The 14,905-nt window shown below is 62.9% G+C and carries 16 protein-coding genes; 9 read left to right on the plus strand and 7 right to left on the minus strand.

What is annotated here, in order from left to right; translation table 11 throughout:
• The first annotated feature begins 60 nt into the window (after positions 1 to 60).
• Positions 61 to 858 carry a UDP-2,3-diacylglucosamine diphosphatase gene (locus tag ACTJJN_RS15265; RefSeq protein WP_003254566.1) on the plus strand — a complete coding sequence of 266 codons (798 nt, stop codon included), beginning with the start codon at positions 61 to 63 and terminating at the stop codon, positions 856 to 858.
• Positions 859 to 896: 38 nt separating this feature from the next.
• Here ACTJJN_RS15265 and ACTJJN_RS15270 read toward each other — a convergent pair whose 3' ends face one another.
• Positions 897 to 1,208: a DUF962 domain-containing protein gene (locus tag ACTJJN_RS15270; protein ID WP_003254563.1), complete on the minus strand. Its 312-nt coding sequence runs from the start codon at positions 1,206 to 1,208 to the stop codon at positions 897 to 899.
• Positions 1,209 to 1,361: 153 nt separating this feature from the next.
• Here ACTJJN_RS15270 and ACTJJN_RS15275 point away from each other — a divergent pair, with 153 nt between their 5' ends.
• On the plus strand, positions 1,362 to 2,423 hold the full coding sequence (locus ACTJJN_RS15275) for an AraC family transcriptional regulator (protein WP_010955193.1): 1,062 nt from the start codon (positions 1,362 to 1,364) through the stop codon (positions 2,421 to 2,423).
• Here ACTJJN_RS15275 and ACTJJN_RS15280 read toward each other — a convergent pair.
• Positions 2,380 to 3,834, minus strand: coding sequence for a TrkH family potassium uptake protein (locus tag ACTJJN_RS15280; RefSeq protein WP_004576878.1), 1,455 nt, complete (start codon positions 3,832 to 3,834; stop codon positions 2,380 to 2,382). The genes ACTJJN_RS15275 and ACTJJN_RS15280 overlap by 44 nt on opposite strands.
• 102 nt (positions 3,835 to 3,936) lie before the next feature.
• Here ACTJJN_RS15280 and ACTJJN_RS15285 point away from each other — a divergent pair, with 102 nt between their 5' ends.
• Entirely contained in the window at positions 3,937 to 4,494 is a 558-nt protein-coding gene (locus ACTJJN_RS15285; protein WP_003254557.1) for an NAD(P)H nitroreductase, read from the plus strand.
• Between the two features lie 130 nt (positions 4,495 to 4,624).
• Here the strand turns inward: ACTJJN_RS15285 and ACTJJN_RS15290 are convergent, their stop codons facing one another.
• The 5 genes from ACTJJN_RS15290 to ACTJJN_RS15310 all read right to left on the minus strand — a co-directional run bounded on the left by ACTJJN_RS15290 (position 4,625) and on the right by ACTJJN_RS15310 (position 8,505).
• Positions 4,625 to 5,965, minus strand: coding sequence for a sensor histidine kinase (locus tag ACTJJN_RS15290; protein ID WP_012051566.1), 1,341 nt, complete (start codon positions 5,963 to 5,965; stop codon positions 4,625 to 4,627).
• Positions 5,966 to 6,023: 58 nt separating this feature from the next.
• Positions 6,024 to 6,440, minus strand: a complete 417-nt coding sequence (locus tag ACTJJN_RS15295) for a Spy/CpxP family protein refolding chaperone (protein WP_003254553.1) — start codon at positions 6,438 to 6,440, stop codon at positions 6,024 to 6,026.
• A 160-nt stretch (positions 6,441 to 6,600) separates the two neighbouring features.
• Positions 6,601 to 7,278, minus strand: coding sequence for a response regulator transcription factor (locus ACTJJN_RS15300; protein WP_003254551.1), 678 nt, complete (start codon positions 7,276 to 7,278; stop codon positions 6,601 to 6,603).
• Between the two features lie 332 nt (positions 7,279 to 7,610).
• Positions 7,611 to 7,910, minus strand: a complete 300-nt coding sequence (locus ACTJJN_RS15305; protein ID WP_003254549.1) for a YciI family protein — start codon at positions 7,908 to 7,910, stop codon at positions 7,611 to 7,613.
• Between the two features lies 1 nt (position 7,911).
• The gene (locus ACTJJN_RS15310) at positions 7,912 to 8,505 is read right to left on the minus strand and encodes a septation protein A (protein ID WP_010955188.1); all 594 of its coding nucleotides are present in this window, start codon (positions 8,503 to 8,505) and stop codon (positions 7,912 to 7,914) included.
• A gap of 67 nt (positions 8,506 to 8,572) precedes the next feature.
• Between ACTJJN_RS15310 and ACTJJN_RS15315 the strand changes: the two genes are divergently transcribed.
• From ACTJJN_RS15315 to ltrA, 6 genes are all read left to right on the plus strand, one after another.
• Positions 8,573 to 9,433: a PHP domain-containing protein gene (locus ACTJJN_RS15315; protein ID WP_012051568.1), complete on the plus strand. Its 861-nt coding sequence runs from the start codon at positions 8,573 to 8,575 to the stop codon at positions 9,431 to 9,433.
• Positions 9,434 to 9,446: 13 nt separating this feature from the next.
• Entirely contained in the window at positions 9,447 to 10,076 is a 630-nt protein-coding gene (locus ACTJJN_RS15320; protein WP_003254544.1) for an L-threonylcarbamoyladenylate synthase, read from the plus strand.
• A gap of 110 nt (positions 10,077 to 10,186) precedes the next feature.
• Positions 10,187 to 10,927 (plus strand): segregation and condensation protein A, encoded by a 741-nt coding sequence (locus ACTJJN_RS15325; protein ID WP_162470266.1) that lies wholly within the window; start codon positions 10,187 to 10,189, stop codon positions 10,925 to 10,927.
• Positions 10,914 to 11,681 (plus strand): SMC-Scp complex subunit ScpB, encoded by a 768-nt coding sequence (gene scpB / locus ACTJJN_RS15330; RefSeq protein ID WP_088513401.1) that lies wholly within the window; start codon positions 10,914 to 10,916, stop codon positions 11,679 to 11,681. The genes ACTJJN_RS15325 and scpB overlap by 14 nt, the downstream gene beginning before the upstream one ends.
• Before the next feature lie 187 nt (positions 11,682 to 11,868).
• Positions 11,869 to 12,936 carry a 23S rRNA pseudouridine(2605) synthase RluB gene (gene rluB / locus ACTJJN_RS15335; protein ID WP_003254539.1) on the plus strand — a complete coding sequence of 356 codons (1,068 nt, stop codon included), beginning with the start codon at positions 11,869 to 11,871 and terminating at the stop codon, positions 12,934 to 12,936.
• A gap of 476 nt (positions 12,937 to 13,412) precedes the next feature.
• A complete protein-coding gene (gene ltrA, locus ACTJJN_RS15340) occupies positions 13,413 to 14,834 on the plus strand; it encodes a group II intron reverse transcriptase/maturase (RefSeq protein WP_221101214.1) in 1,422 nt (473 codons plus the stop codon).
• Positions 14,835 to 14,905 lie beyond the last annotated feature (71 nt).

A 14,905-nucleotide genomic window follows, 5' to 3' on the forward strand; every position in this document is an offset into this window, starting at 1 on the left:
TTGCCATGGCGCTGTCATGCGCGCCTGCCAGTCTCCAGCAAACTGCGCCGGAGCCTGCCCATGAGCCATGCCGAACTGTCCCGCCCCTCGCGCAAGCAACGCGTGCGTACCCTGTGGATCTCCGACGTGCACCTGGGTACCCGCGACTGCCAGGCCGAACACCTGTCGCAATTCCTCAAGGGCTACCAGGCTGATCGCGTCTACCTGGTGGGCGATATCATCGATGGCTGGAAACTGCGCGGCGGGATCTATTGGCCGCAAGCTCACACCAACGTGATCCGCCGGCTGCTGACCATGAGCAAGCGCGGTACCGAGGTGATCTACGTCACCGGCAACCATGACGAATTCCTGCGCCGCTACTCAAAGTTGATTCTGGGCAACATTCAGCTGGTAGACGAGGCCGAGCACCTGACAGCCGATGGCCGCCGGCTGCTGGTGGTCCATGGCGATCAGTTCGATGTGATTACCCGTTACCACCGCTGGCTGGCGTTTCTGGGTGATCGCGCCTACGAATTCACCTTGGTGCTCAACCGCTGGCTCAACCACTGGCGTGCGCGCTATGGCTATGGTTACTGGTCGCTGTCGGCGTACCTCAAGCACAAGGTGAAAGGCGCGGTGAACTTCATCAGCGACTTCGAGAATGCCATTGCCCATGAATGCACCCGTCGTGGGTTTCATGGAGTGGTGTGCGGGCATATCCATCATGCCGAGATCCGCAAGGTGGGTGAGGTGGACTACCTCAATTGCGGGGACTGGGTGGAGTCGTGCACGGCCCTGATCGAGCATTGGGATGGCAGCGTCGAACTGTATCGGCTGGCCGAAGCGCAGGCCGTGGCGGCGTTGCGCGAGCCGGCTTAGGGGCCGAGGGCAGAGTGCCGCCAAGCGGCCTCGGACGCTTACAGCCTGAGCTTGCCCAGCAGGATATCCCGGAACATCACGAAATCCCCGGCCAGGCTGTACAGCGGATAGGTAAAGGTCGCTGGCCGATTCTTCTCGAAAAAAAAGTGCCCAACCCAGGCAAAGCCATAGCCGAACACCGGCACGGCCAGCAGCAGCAACCATTTGCCACTGCCAATGGTGTAGGCCAGCAGCGCTATCACCAGGCTGGTGCCGACGAAGTGCAGGCGGCGGCAGGTGGGGTTGCTGTGCTCCCCCAGATAGTACGGATAGAACTCGGCAAAACTGCGAAACTGCGCTGTGCTGTTCATGGCAGTGCTCCGGGATTAATACTTCTGGACAAGATACACGGCGTGGAGCCTGATTCGAGTCTAGAGTGACTGACGGGGCCTACCAGTGACAATAGGCGCCAAATGAGTATCCTTGGGGTTCACCGCAGGAGCGGTTGGTAAAAGAAGCCTGTCATGAGCGAAAGAACAACGTCAGCCAGTTGGGCATCAGGGATCGTGAAGGCACTTGAACTGGAAGGGCTGGATTGCAGAGCCATGTTCAAGCAATTGGGGTTGGACTTTGCCGCCCTCGACGACCCCGATGCACGTTTTCCGCAAGACTCCATGACCCGCCTCTGGCAGCTGGCGGTGGAGCTGTCGGGCAATGAGGCCATCGGCCTGAACATGGCACGGGTGGTCCGCCCGGCGTCGTTCCATGTGGTGGGCTATGCGTTGATGTCCAGCCGCACCCTGGCCGAGGGCTTCGAGCGCCTGGTGCGCTACCAGCGCATCATCGCCGAAAGCTCCGACCTCAGTTTCGTCCTCGGTCCCGAGGGTTATTCGCTGATTCTGACCGTGCACGGTGACCACCTGCCGCCAACCCGGCACAGCGCCGAAGCGTCGCTGGCCTGTGCGTTGGCGCTGTGCAAATGGCTCAGTGGCCGGCCGGTCCAGCCGCGGCGGGTACTGGTGCAGGGGCCGCAGCCGAAGAATGTCGAGCCTTACAAGGTGGCGTTCCATTCGCCGCTGGTGTTCGGCGCCCCACATGATGCACTGGTGTTCGAGCGGGCCGACATGGAGGCGCCGCTGCCGACCGCGAACGAGGCCATGGCGGTGCTGCACGACCGGTTTGCCGGCGAGTACCTGGCACGCTTCTCCGAAAGCCGGGTTAGCCACCGCGTACGCCAGGTGTTGTGCCGCATCCTGCCGCAGGGTGAGCCCAAGCGCGAAACCCTGGCCCAGGCCCTGCACCTGTCGCAGCGCACCTTGCAACGGCGGCTGCAGGAGGAAGGCACCAGCTTCCAGACCTTGCTTGACGACACCCGCCGCGAACTGGCCGAACAATACCTGGCCCAGCCGGGCATGACCTTGCTGGAAACCGCCTACCTGCTGGGCTTTGCCGACCCCAGCAACTTCTATCGGGCGTTCCGCCGCTGGTTCGATGCCACGCCCAGCGAGTACCGCGCCCGCCTGGGCGCGGAAGGCGAAGTGCTCAGTGACGCCAGAACGCCGGCATGCACAACACCAACACCGTGATGATTTCCAGGCGACCCAACAGCATGCCGGCCGCCAGAATCCATTTGGCCGCGTCAGGCAGCGTGGCGTAGTTGCCCGACGGGCCGATCACTTCACCCAGGCCTGGGCCTACACCCGAAACCGTGCCGGCGGCACCGGTCAGCGCAGTCATCCAGTCCACGCCCAGCAGCGACAGCAGCAGCGCCAAGACACAAATGGTGATGGCGAAGAAGAACGAGAACGTCAGGATCGAACGCACGATGTCTTCATCGAGGCGATGACCGTTGTATTTTTGCTTGATCACCGCGCGCGGGTGAATCAGCTGGTTGAGGCTGGCCTTCAGCAGGATGTAGGCCACCTGGAAGCGGAAAATCTTGATACCGCCGGCGGTCGAGCCAGAGCAGCCGCCAACGAAGCCCAGGTAGAAGAACAGCATCAGCGAGAAGTTGCCCCACAGGCTGTAGTCCCCCAGGGCGAAACCGGTGGTGGTGACCACAGAGGTCACATTCAGCGCCACGTGGCGCAGGGCGTCGAGCCAGTGCAGGTTGGTGCTGTACCAGTACCAGGTGCCCAGTACCAGCCAGGTGACCACCAGCATGCCCAGCAAGCCTTGTACCTGCTGGTCACGAATCAGCGCCTTGCGGTTGCCGCGCAGGGTGGCTACGTAAAGGGTGAACGGCAGGCTGCCCATGATCATCACCACCACCGCCACCCAGTGCACGGCCGGGATATCCCATTTTGCCAACGACTGGTCGGAGGTGGAGAACCCACCCGTAGAGATGGCCGACATGGCGTGGTTGATCGCATCGAACGGGCTCATGCCTGCCCACCAGAAGGCCAACGCACCAAGGATGGAGAAACCGACGTAAACCGCCACGATCGACTTGGCGACCATGTGCGAGCGCGGCATGACTTTTTCCGAGCGGTCGGACGATTCGGTCTGGAACAGGCGCATGCCGCCGATGCGCAGCAGCGGCAGGATCGCCACCGCCATGGCGATGAAACCGATACCGCCGAGCCAGTGCAGCATCGAGCGCCACATGAGGATGCCCGGTGACATGTTATCGAGCCCGCTGAGTACGGTAGCGCCAGTGGCGGTGATGCCTGACATGCTTTCGAAGAAGGCGTCGGTGTAGCTGATGTGCTGGGTCAGCAGGAACGGTAGCGCGGCGAATACGCACACCACCAGCCAGCTGCTGACGGTCAGCAGGTACATGTCGCGTGGGCGTAGGTGTACATGCTCCGGGCGCCCCTGCACCACCAGGGCCAGGCCGGCGATGAAGGTGATCAGGCTCGACCAGAGAAACGACGGCATGTCACCGGTGCGCTCGAAGATCACCAGGGTCGCCATGGGCACGGCCATGCCGACGGCCAGGGTAATCAGGAAGATGCCGATGATGAAACCAATGATCCTTAAGGTCGGCAACGCCATGTGATCTGCTCAGACTCGAAACGGAAGGGCGCCATTCTACCTATGGGTCTGGTGATGTAAACGCTAGAATGGCCGCACATTCAACTGCCAGGAGGGTAGCCGATGGAGGCTCTCGACGCATTGCTCAACCGTGTTTCCGTGCCACGCCTGACCGACCCGGCGCCCAATGCCGCCCAGCGCGAGGCGCTGTTCCAGGCTGCCCTGCGCGCCCCGGATCACGGCCAGCTGCGGCCGTGGCGTTTTCTTACCATCGAAGGCCAGGGCCGCGAGAAGCTGGGTGAGCTGTTCGCCGAAGCCGTGCAGCACAAGGGCGATGCCAGCCAGGCTGCACTGGACAAGGCCCGTGCGATGCCGCTGCGGGCGCCGTTGCTGATCGTGGTGGTGGCCAGGTTGCAGGACCATTTCAAGGTGCCCAAGTCCGAGCAGCGCCTGGCGGCGGGCTGTGCGGCGCACGGTATTCTGATTGCTGCGCACGCGCAGGGGATCGGCGCGGTGTGGCGTACCGGTGACATGGCCTTCGATGCCCATGTGCACAAGGGGTTGGGGTTGGCCGAGAACGAGGAGCTGATCGGCTACCTGTACGTCGGCACGCCGCTGACCGAGCCGCGGACAGCGCCGGTGCTGGAAACGGCTGATTTCGTCAGTGGCTGGGGTGAGTAACCTGGCCTCGGGCTGATTCAGGTATCAAGGCTTCCGGCCTCTTCGCGGGTGAAGCCGCCCCTACAACGGCATCCACATCCCCTGTAGGAGCGGGTTTACCCGCGAAGAGGCCAGGTACCTTTACACCCCATCAACTGCCTGTCGCTTCAGCCAGGGGCAACTCCAGCCTGGCCACAAACCCACCCTGTGGATGATTCTCCAGCACCAGGCTACCGCCATGGCGCTCCGCGGCCTTGCGCGCAATCGCCAGCCCCAGGCCATGCCCCGGTGCTTCCTGCCCTGGCGCGCGGAAGAACGGCTCACCCAGTTGCGCCAGGTGCTCCGCTGCCGCCCCAGGCCCATGGTCACGCACGCTGATTACGATGCGGTCCTGCTCGCGTGCGGCGCTGACCTCGACCGGCTGGCCCGCCGGGTTGAAGCGCAGGGCATTGCGCAGCAGGTTGTCCACGGCACGCTCGATCAGCGTTGGCCAACCCTGCAAGCTCAACCCCGGCTGCGCCTCCAGGCGCACGTCCTGCTCCGGTGCGCTCAGCAGGGCGTCCTTGCGTACGCTGCCGAGCAAGGCATTGATGTCGACGGGTTCGGCATGAGCCTGTTCGGCATCCACTCGGGCCAGGGCGAGGATTTCGCTGATCAGGTCTTCCAGGCGGTCGCACTCGCGGGTCAGGCGTGGCCACAGCGCTTGCCGCTGCTCAGGCTCGGCGCGTTCGGCCAGGGCCAGGGCAATACGCAGCCTGGCCAGCGGCGAGCGCAGTTCGTGGGACACATCGCGTAGCAGCTGGCGCTGGCTGCCAATGGTGCTTTGCAGGCGCGCGCCCATCTTGTTGAAGTCCTTGGCCAGCACGCCAAACTCGTCGCGCCGCGCTGCCAGCCGTGCCAGGCTGTTCTGCTGATAGGTGGTCTGGCCCAGATCGTGTACGGCGCTGCGCAGGCGGCTTAACGGGCGGGTGATGGACAGCGTCACCAGCAGGCTGAACAGGGTCAGCACGACCAAGGCAATGCCCAGGGCGCTGAGTGGCCACAGCAGGCTTTCACGGTGCCAGGCATCCAGCGCCGGGTGGGGGATGCGGTAGATCAGCAAGTAGGTTTCGCCGGTGTCGGGGCTGGTGTATTCCTCGGTCAGCCGGCGCCATGGCAAGCGCCGCTGGTCATTGTGCTGGCGCGCTTCGAAGGCTGCCGCACGGCGTGGAAAGGTACCGGGCACCACGGCCTCACCGCTATCGTCGAGCACCTGCACGTCGATCTTGTAGCGGTCCTTGCGTCGTTCCAGAAAGTGCTGGGCCGCCTCCAGGCCTTCCTGCTCATAGTGCTTGGCCCACTTGCTGGCCAGGGTATTCAGGCCCGGGTGGCGGCTGAGGATCCAGGCGTCCTGGTTGAGCATGTGCCCCAGCAGGATCGACAGGCCTGCGACCAGGGTGATGGCCAGCCAGAAACTGGCCAGGATGCGCCAGAACAGTGAACGCAAGTGCACCTCCTAAACGGGAAAAGCCCGGCCCGCAGTGATGCGGGCCGGGCACGGGGCGGACAGCTTACTGGGCCTTGGCGCCTTTTTCAGCTTTCCAGGCCTGGAACTCCTGCCACTCGGCTTTCTTGGCGGCGCGTTCTTTTTGCAGTTCGTCAAACTTCTTCTGCTGGTCAGCCGTGAGCAACTTGCGCACTGCGCTGTCGGTCTTGTCGCGGTTGGCTTGCAGTTCATCCTTCATGGCTTTCTGGTCGGCGGCCGGCAGCTTGGACAGGTAGCGCTCGGTAATGTCGCGGCGCTGCTGCATTTGCTCGCCCATCAGCTTGCCGATCTGCTGGCGCTGATCGCGGCTCAGGTCCAGTTGGTGGAAAGGCGCATCACCGCGATGATGCGGGCCGTCGTGGCGCGGGCCGCCGTCAGGCATGGCCATGGCTACGGTCGGCAAAGCGGCAGCGAACATCAGGGCGATAAGGGTCTTGCGCATGGTGTCTCTCCTTTCATAGGCCGGTGATTACCGGATGAGCACAGTCTAGGGAGATCACCGTCAAGCGCAGTCAGGGGATGGTAAAGGCAAAGTAAAGATGATTGGCCCGTGCAGGCCCCGCCTTGTGCCGCCAATGGGGCGCGCAGCGGCCCCGGCGTTTTTACAGGCAGTAGTAATAGCCACGGCTACGCAACGCCACAATGCGTGGCCGGCCATCGGCGTGGGGGCCGATCTTCTTGCGCAGGTTGCTGACATGCATGTCCAGGCTGCGGTCGTACAGGGTCAGCTTGCGGCCCAGGCCGATCTGCGCCAGTTCCTGTTTGTCCAGCGGCTCGCCGGGCTGGCGCAGCAGCGCTTCAAGAATACGGCTTTCGGACAGGGTCAGGGTCATTTCGCGGCCATCGATGCTGGCCACGCCCCGCGCAGGGCTGTAGACCAGGTCACCCAGCTCCATCTGGCTGGTTGTGGCGGTGGGGTGGCTGCGGCGCAGCACCGCGCGCAGGCGGGCAGTGAGCTCGCGCGGGTCGCAGGGTTTGGCCAGGTAGTCGTCGGCACCCAGTTCAAGGCCGAGAATGCGGTCCAGCGGCTCGCCGCGGGCTGACAGCATCAGCACCGGTAGCTCGGCATGCTCGCTGCGCAGCTGCTTGAGAAGCTCCAGGCCACTGCCGTCGGGCAACATCACATCCAGTACCACGGCAGCAGGGGCATGCTCGGCCAGGGCCAGGCGTGCGCTCTGCCCATCGTGGCAGGCACGCACGGAAAACCCTTCCTGGGTCAGCCAGCTGCCGAGCAGCTCGCACAGTTCCTGGTCATCATCAATCAGTAACAGCTCGCTCATGACTCACTCAATTCAACCATTGACGGCGGTTATTCGGCCCGCCAGTGGCAAAGATACCGCAGACTGATGGCCTGAGTATAACTGCTGGTGCCGCGTGGCCCTCTTCGCGGGTAAACCCGCTCCTACAGCGGGCTGTGTCCAACCGCCGACGTGTGTCCACCACCAAATCTGTGTAGGAGCGGGTTTACCCGCGAATACGGTAGCGGCGGCAACGGTGAACGGCGGGTGGAGATTGGCCGGCAGGCCCGGCCTCTTCGCGGGTGAACCCGCTCCTACGGGCGATGGCACAGATCCGAAGGTTTGTGTAGCGAAGAAGGCCGTGCCGTCTCAGGTCAAGGCAGCACTTGCTTGAACGGCTTGACCACAACCTTGTCGTACACGCCGGCTGCGATGTACGGGTCGGCATCGGCCCAGGTCTGCGCCGCCGCCAGCGATTCGAATTCGGCAACGATCAGGCTACCGCTGAAACCCGCTTCGCCCGGGTCGTTGCTGTCGATGGCCGGGTGTGGGCCCGCCAGCACCACGCGGCCTTCGGCCTTGAGCTGCTGCAGGCGTTCGATGTGCGCCGGGCGGGCAGCCAGGCGCTTTTCCAGGGAGTTTGCGACGTCGCTGGCGATAATGGCGTAGAGCATGTCAATCCTTGGGTTTGGAGGTAGAAGGGTCATCGTGCAGGTGGCGCGACAGGTACACGCCTTGCGCCACCAGGAAGATCACGGTCATGCCCAGGCTGCCGAACACCTTGAAGTCCACCCAGAAGTCCTGGAAGGTGAAGGCGACGAACAGGTTGGCCGCGCCGCAGAACAGGAAGAAAGCGATCCAGGCCAGGTTCAGGCGCGTCCAGATGGCATCAGGCAGGGTCAGGGCGTGGCCCATGATGCGCTTGATCAGCACCCGATCGCCGATGAAGTGGCTGCCGGCAAAACCCAGGGCGAACAGCCAGTTCACGACAGGAGCCTTCCACTTGAGGAAGGTTTCGCTGTGAAAGGTCAGGGTCAGGCCACCGAACACCAGGCAGGCGATCAGCGTCAGCCACTGGCCCTTTTCCAGCTTGCGCTGGCGCAGGAACAGTGCGCCGTACACGACCAGCGAGCTGATGATCAGCATGGCCGTGGCGCTGTAGATGCCGCCAAATTCGAAGTGATGGCCGGCGACTTCCATGGGGCGCGGGTCAAGCTTGTAGACGATGAAGAACAGCAGCAGCGGGATGAAATCGATGAATTGTTTCACAATGGCAGCCAGAATCGGGATGTGACGGCATAATAACAAACATCGATTCCAGCGAAAGCGCTCCTCCATGAATGTTGATCTGCACTGTCACAGCACGGCCTCCGACGGCGCCCTGTCGCCTTCGGTACTGGTTGCCCGGGCCCATGAACACGGGGTGCAAGCGCTGGCACTGACCGACCATGACACCCTCGAAGGCCTGCCCGAAGCGCGCCAGGCCTGCGTTGACCTGGGTATGCGCTGGGTCAGCGGTGTGGAGCTGTCTTGCACGTGGGGCGGCGCGACCATTCACGTGCTGGGCTATGATTTCCCGCTCGACGCACCGCCATTGCTGGCGGCGATTCAAGCGTTGCACCGCGGCCGCTGGCTGCGTGCCGAAGAAATCGACAAACGGCTAGCGGCCAAGGGCATGCCCGGCGCGCTTGAAGGCGCGCGCGCCGTGCAGCACGAGCTGGGTGACAGCGGCAACGCCCCGGCGCGCCCGCATTTTGCCGAGTATCTGGTGCGTGCCGGGCACGTCAAGGACCGTGGTGAAGCGTTTCGCAAGTGGCTGGGCGCCGGCAAGCTGGGCGACGTCAAGCAGCACTGGCCGACGCTCGACGAAACCGTTGCCACGCTGAGGCAGTCCAACGCCTGGGTGAGCCTGGCGCATCCCATGCACTACGACCTGACCCGCAGCAAGCGCAGGCGGCTGATTGCCGACTATATTCAGGCAGGAGGGCAGGCGCTTGAAGTGGTCAACGGGATGATGCCTGCCGAGCAAGTGGGCACTATGTCCATTCTTGCCCGTGAGTTCGGCCTGCTGGCAAGCGCTGGCAGTGACTTCCACGGCCCCGGCACCTGGGGCGAGATCGGTGCCTATCGGCCTTTGCCCGAGGATCTGCCACCTTTGTGGCGTCGATTCAGCCATGAACAGCCTTTGGCGCTATGAACAGGACGATTACGTGAGCCAATTTTTCCAGATTCATCCGGAGAACCCACAAGCGCGCCTGATAAAACAGGCCGTCGAGATCATCCGCAAGGGGGGCGTGGTGGTGTATCCGACGGATTCGGCCTATGCGCTGGGTTGCCAGATAGGCGACAAGTCGGCAATCGAGCGGGTGCGGCGCCTGCGCGGGCTGGACAAGACGCACAACTTCACCCTGATGTGCTGCGACATGTCGCAACTGGGGTTGTATGCCAAGGTCGACACCGGCACCTTCCGCATGCTGAAGGCGCATGTACCGGGGCCTTACACCTTCATTCTCAACGGCACGCGTGAAGTGCCGCGTCTGCTGTTGCACGATAAGCGTCGCACCATCGGGCTGCGTGTACCGGACCACGCCATCACCCTGGCCTTGCTGGCCGAGTTGGGCGAGCCACTGATGAGCGTCAGCCTGATCCTGCCGGGCGACAGCGAGCCGATGACCGACCCTTATGAGATCCGTGAACGGCTGGAGCACCATGTTGACCTGGTGATCGATGGCGGGTTCGGCGACCTCAAGGCGTCGACCATCATCGACCTGTCCGGCGACGAGCCGGAACTGATCCGCGAAGGTTGTGGCGACCCCACGCCGTTCCTGGTCAACGCGTGAGCCAGCTGGAAGCGCCTGAGGCGCCGGCCGAATGGGTCGAAGCGCCTCGGCAACTGCAGTTGGCGCTGGTCTATGGCGAAGCCCTGACCGAGCTGCCGCTGGACCTGTACATCCCGCCGGACGCCCTTGAAGTCATCCTCGAAGCGTTCGAAGGCCCGCTGGACCTGTTGCTGTACCTGATCCGCAAGCAGAATATCGACATCCTCGACATCCCTGTGGCCGAGATCACCCGGCAGTACATGGGCTATGTGGAGCTGATGAAAAGCGTGCGCCTTGAACTGGCTGCCGAATACCTGGTGATGGCTGCCATGCTGGCCGAGATCAAGTCACGCATGCTGCTGCCGCGTTCCGCCGACGTCGAGGAGGAGGAGGGTGACCCTCGCGCCGAGCTGATCCGCCGCCTGCAGGAGTACGAGCGCTTCAAGGCCGCCGCCGAGGGCATCGACGAATTGCCACGGGTCGGGCGCGAGGTGGTGGTGCCGCGCCTGGAAGCGCCGCAGGCCAAGGTACGCAAGCTGTTGCCTCAGGTCAGCCTGGAAGAGCTGCTGATGTCCATGGCCGAGGTGATGCGCCGCAACGACCTGTTCGAAAGCCATCAGATCACCCGTGAGACCTTGTCCACCCGCGAGCGCATGAGCCAGGTGCTGGAACGTCTCAAGGGCGGTGCCTTTGTGCCGTTCATCGCGCTGTTTGCTGCCGAGGAGGGCAAGCTCGGTGTGGTGGTGACCTTCATGGCCATTCTCGAACTGGTGAAGGAATCGCTGATCGAACTTGTGCAGAATGAACCTTTCGCCGCCATTCACGTGCGGCTTCGCCCGGCGCCAGTTGAAGAACCCGATGAACCTGAATGAACCCCGCGACCTGGCGTCGCTGATCGAAGCCTTCTTGCTCGCTTCGGGCAAGCCGCAATCCCTTGAGCGCCTGTACGAGCTGTTCGAGGAAGCCGAGCGCCCCGAGCCCAAGGTGTTCAGGCAGGCCTTGGAGGTGCTGGGCAAGTCGTGCGATGGGCGTGCGTTCGAGCTCAAGGAGGTGGCCAGCGGCTATCGCCTGCAGATTCGCGAGGATTATGCCCCGTGGGTCGGGCGCCTCTGGGAAGAGCGCCCGCAGCGCTATTCGCGAGCGCTGCTTGAGACACTGGCCCTGATTGCCTACCGCCAGCCGATCACCCGTGGTGAAATCGAGGACGTGCGGGGCGTTGCGGTGAACAGCAATATCATCAAGACCATGATGGAGCGCGAGTGGATTCGCGTGGTCGGCTACCGCGAAGTGCCCGGCCGGCCGGCGATGTTCGCCACCACCAAGGCGTTTCTCGATCATTTCAACCTCAAGAGCCTTGAGGACCTGCCGGCCTTGGCCGAGCTGCGCGAAATGGAACCAGCGCCGCAACTTGACCCGGATGATGCGCCGGTGCCTGCGCACCTGCAGGCATTGGCGGATGCCAGCCTTGGGGAAGAGGAGGTTGGTGAGCCGAGAGAGGAGACCAGCTTCCGTAGCCTGTTGGTGGAGCTGGATGCCATGGAAGACGGTTTGAAAACCGATTTTGATGATTTGCGGGGAGAAGAGCCTGAGCCTTCGGTGGAGGAAGAGAACAAGGCACAGCCCTGATTGATCTGCTGCCTGTGCTGCCCGCGGAGCGGCCAGCACAAAGCCCATTGGGCAGAAAATCATGCCCAGCCCCACAAAACCCTCTACCCTCCAGTGCGTTCCCCTGATGAACCGCGTATGATGCGCGGCCTTTTGGCGCGTTCGTCGCCAGAAACCTGTTTTCATTCCTACACCGGGAGGTGCCCAGATGAGTGAGCAAGACCTGAAAGAAACCGAAATCACCCCGCCATCCGGCGAAAAGCTGCAGAAAGTGCTGGCGCGCATTGGCGTGGGCTCGCGGCGTGATGTCGAGGCCTGGATCAGCCAGGGTCGCATCAAGGTCAACGGCGTCGAGGCCACCCTTGGCCAGCGCGTAGACCTGCACGACGCCATCGCCGTGGACGGCAAGCTGATCAAGCGCGAGGAGGCCGCCGAGGCCACCCGCCGGGTGATCATGTACAACAAGCCCGACGGCGAAATCTGCACCCGTGACGACCCGGAAGGGCGCCCGACCGTGTTCGACCGTTTGCCACGGCCAAAAGAAGGCCGCTGGATCAACATCGGCCGCCTCGACATCAACACCACTGGCTTGCTGCTGTTCACCACCGACGGTGAGCTGGCCAACCGCCTGATGCACCCGTCCTACGAGATGGACCGTGAGTACGCGGTACGTGTGCGTGGTGAAGTCGACGACGAGATGATCGAGCGCCTGAAAGCCGGCGTAATGCTGGAAGACGGCCCGGCCAAGTTCACCGATATCCAGAAGGCACCGGGTGGCGAAGGCTTCAACCACTGGTACCACTGCGTGGTGATGGAAGGTCGTAACCGTGAGGTGCGTCGCCTGTGGGAATCCCAGGGCATGGTGGTCAGCCGCCTGAAGCGTGTGCGTTTCGGCCCGGTGTTCCTCAATTCGGACCTGCCGATGGGCCGCTGGCGCGAAATGACCCAGGGCGAAATCGACATCCTCGCCGCCGAAGTGGGCCTGCAGCCGGTCGCGCTGCCAGCCATGAAGCTCAAGGCCAAGGACAAGATGGAGCGCCTGCAGCGCAAGTCGACCCGCCCGCTGGGCCGTGGCGAGCGCGTGCGCAACCTGCGCCCGGCCCACGAAGGTGCCGCTACTGGCGAACGCCCGGCGCGTCAGCCGCGTGAAGAAGCGCCGCGTAAACCCACCCGTGGCAGCACGGTGGCTGAGCGCCCGAGCGAGATGCGCAAGCGTCCGGGCAAGCCTGATGGCGACAAGCCGGCAGGCCGTGGTCGCGGCAAGCCGCGTGGCTGATAAGCCAGTGTGGTCATCAAGGAACCAGCCTTCGGGCTGGTTTTTTTATGGTGCGCCAGGCATGGCGCGTTGCGCGATAGCGCAACCAGCTTGGCTGTGGTGGCCTCGCTGGTGACTTGGGGGTGAAAGTCCTCTACACACCCGGCAAGGGGAAGTGTTAGCCAGAGGCAAGGGTGTCGTGGGCGACTACGAATCTGAAGGAAGCCCGAGGCAAAATGCTGGCCTGACGAACAGGAAGCGGATCAGGCGGCGCAGCGGGGCAAGACGGCCATAATCGTCAAAGCCCAATACTTGCACGGAACGCTGCGACGTAAATCCGACAGGCATAAGCAGGAAGGTCACGCGAATTACCCTGGGAGATCTGTACGCTTGCCTTGGTGCTACCGAGCGTCGAGAGGCGACGGGATGAGCGTGCAGAAGTCAGCCGAGGCCGTAGTAAGTGGCGGTTAACCGCGTCACCAAGGGCCGAACAGGTTATGCCGCCAGTAGGCGTCACTGTCTCGTTGGTAGCCGCAATGCAGAAATTTCCTAAAACGGAATCTGTCACTCCGAATCCCGGCCAGAAGCCGAGGATGATGCCTGACAGCGCAAAGGTATCGACGGCGTCATCGGCGTGGACGAACGCAGAGCCGGACACGCTGATGGAGCGGGTGCTCGCACCGGCCAACCTCAGACGTGCGTATAAGCGCGTAGTCAGCAATAAGGGAGCGCCGGGTGCCGATGGCATGACGGTCGCCGACCTTGCAGGCTATGTGAATCAGTATTGGCCAATCCTCAAAGGCAGATTGCTGGCCGGTGAATACCATCCCCAAGCCGTACGTGCGGTTGAAATTCTCAAGCCGCAGGGCGGCACGCGGCAACTGGGAATTCCCAGCGTCGTGGATCGCCTGATCCAGCAGGCATTGCTGCAACAACTCACGCCATTCTTCGATCCTTTGTTCTCGGATTTTAGCTACGGCTTCCGTCCGGGCAGGAGCGCGCATCAAGCTGTCGAGATGGCCCGTGCCCATGTGGCATCGGGGCACCGGTGGTGCGTGGAAGTCGATCTGGAGAAGTTTTTTGATCGGGTCAACCACGACATCCTCATGGCCTGTATCGAGCGCCGGGTCAAAGATAAGTGCGTACTTAGGCTTATCCGTCGCTACCTTGAAGCGGGAGTCATGTCAGGCGGTGTCGTCAGTCCACGGCAGGAAGGGACGCCGCAAGGCGGCCCGCTCTCGCCGCTGCTGTCGAATATCCTGCTCGATGAATTTGACCGCGAACTGGAGCGGCGGGGCCATCGCTTCGTGCGCTATGCCGATGACGCGAACATTTATGTGCGCAGTCCTCGGGCTGGCGAACGGGTACTGGCTAGTGTCGAGCGCTTCCTGAGTCAACGTTTGAAACTGACGGTGAATCAGAAGAAGAGTCGAGTCGCGAGAGCCTGGAAGTGTGATTACTTGGGTTATGGGATGAGCTGGCATCAGCAGCCAAGGTTGCGGGTGGCAACGGTGAGCCTGAGTCGCCTGCGCGACCGGCTCGCAGAGCTGCTATGCGGCGCGCGGGGCCGCAAGATGGCAAACACCATCGAGCGGATAAACCCCGTACTACGAGGTTGGGCGGGTTACTTCAAGCTCAGCCAGAGCAAGCGGCCACTTGAGGAGCTGGATGGCTGGATCAGGCACAAACTCCGCTGTGCCATTTGGCGCCAATGGAAACAGCCCTCTACGAGGGCGCGCAACCTGATGCGTCTGGGCTTAAGCGAGGAGCGTGCCTGTAAATCGGCCTATAACGGCCGAGGCCCATGGTGGAACTCGGGGGCGCCACATATGAATCAGGCGCTGCCGAAGAAACTATGGGATCGACTCGGACTGGTCTCGATACTGGATACGATCAACCGGCTTAGCCGCATAGCTTGAACCGCCGTGTACGGAACCGTACGCACGGTGGTGTGAGAGGACGGCGGGTGTGAACCCGCCTCCTACTCAAT

Origin of the sequence: Pseudomonas sp. 22515 (assembly GCF_052044625.1) — a bacterium.
Lineage (GTDB): Bacteria > Pseudomonadota > Gammaproteobacteria > Pseudomonadales > Pseudomonadaceae > Aquipseudomonas > Aquipseudomonas alloputida.

Bases quoted from the DNA above. Each gene is read 5' to 3' on its own strand.
- ACTJJN_RS15265 (WP_003254566.1), top strand. From the start codon at position 61: ATGAGCCATGCCGAACTGTCCCGCCCCTCGCGCAAGCAACGCGTGCGT.
- ACTJJN_RS15270 (WP_003254563.1), bottom strand. From the start codon at position 1,208: ATGAACAGCACAGCGCAGTTTCGCAGTTTTGCCGAGTTCTATCCGTAC.
- ACTJJN_RS15275 (WP_010955193.1), top strand. From the start codon at position 1,362: ATGAGCGAAAGAACAACGTCAGCCAGTTGGGCATCAGGGATCGTGAAG.
- ACTJJN_RS15280 (WP_004576878.1), bottom strand. From the start codon at position 3,834: ATGGCGTTGCCGACCTTAAGGATCATTGGTTTCATCATCGGCATCTTC.
- ACTJJN_RS15285 (WP_003254557.1), top strand. From the start codon at position 3,937: ATGGAGGCTCTCGACGCATTGCTCAACCGTGTTTCCGTGCCACGCCTG.
- ACTJJN_RS15295 (WP_003254553.1), bottom strand. From the start codon at position 6,440: ATGCGCAAGACCCTTATCGCCCTGATGTTCGCTGCCGCTTTGCCGACC.
- ACTJJN_RS15300 (WP_003254551.1), bottom strand. From the start codon at position 7,278: ATGAGCGAGCTGTTACTGATTGATGATGACCAGGAACTGTGCGAGCTG.
- ACTJJN_RS15305 (WP_003254549.1), bottom strand. From the start codon at position 7,910: ATGCTCTACGCCATTATCGCCAGCGACGTCGCAAACTCCCTGGAAAAG.
- ACTJJN_RS15315 (WP_012051568.1), top strand. From the start codon at position 8,573: ATGAATGTTGATCTGCACTGTCACAGCACGGCCTCCGACGGCGCCCTG.
- scpB (WP_088513401.1), top strand. From the start codon at position 10,914: ATGAACCTGAATGAACCCCGCGACCTGGCGTCGCTGATCGAAGCCTTC.
- rluB (WP_003254539.1), top strand. From the start codon at position 11,869: ATGAGTGAGCAAGACCTGAAAGAAACCGAAATCACCCCGCCATCCGGC.
- ltrA (WP_221101214.1), top strand. From the start codon at position 13,413: ATGCCGCCAGTAGGCGTCACTGTCTCGTTGGTAGCCGCAATGCAGAAA.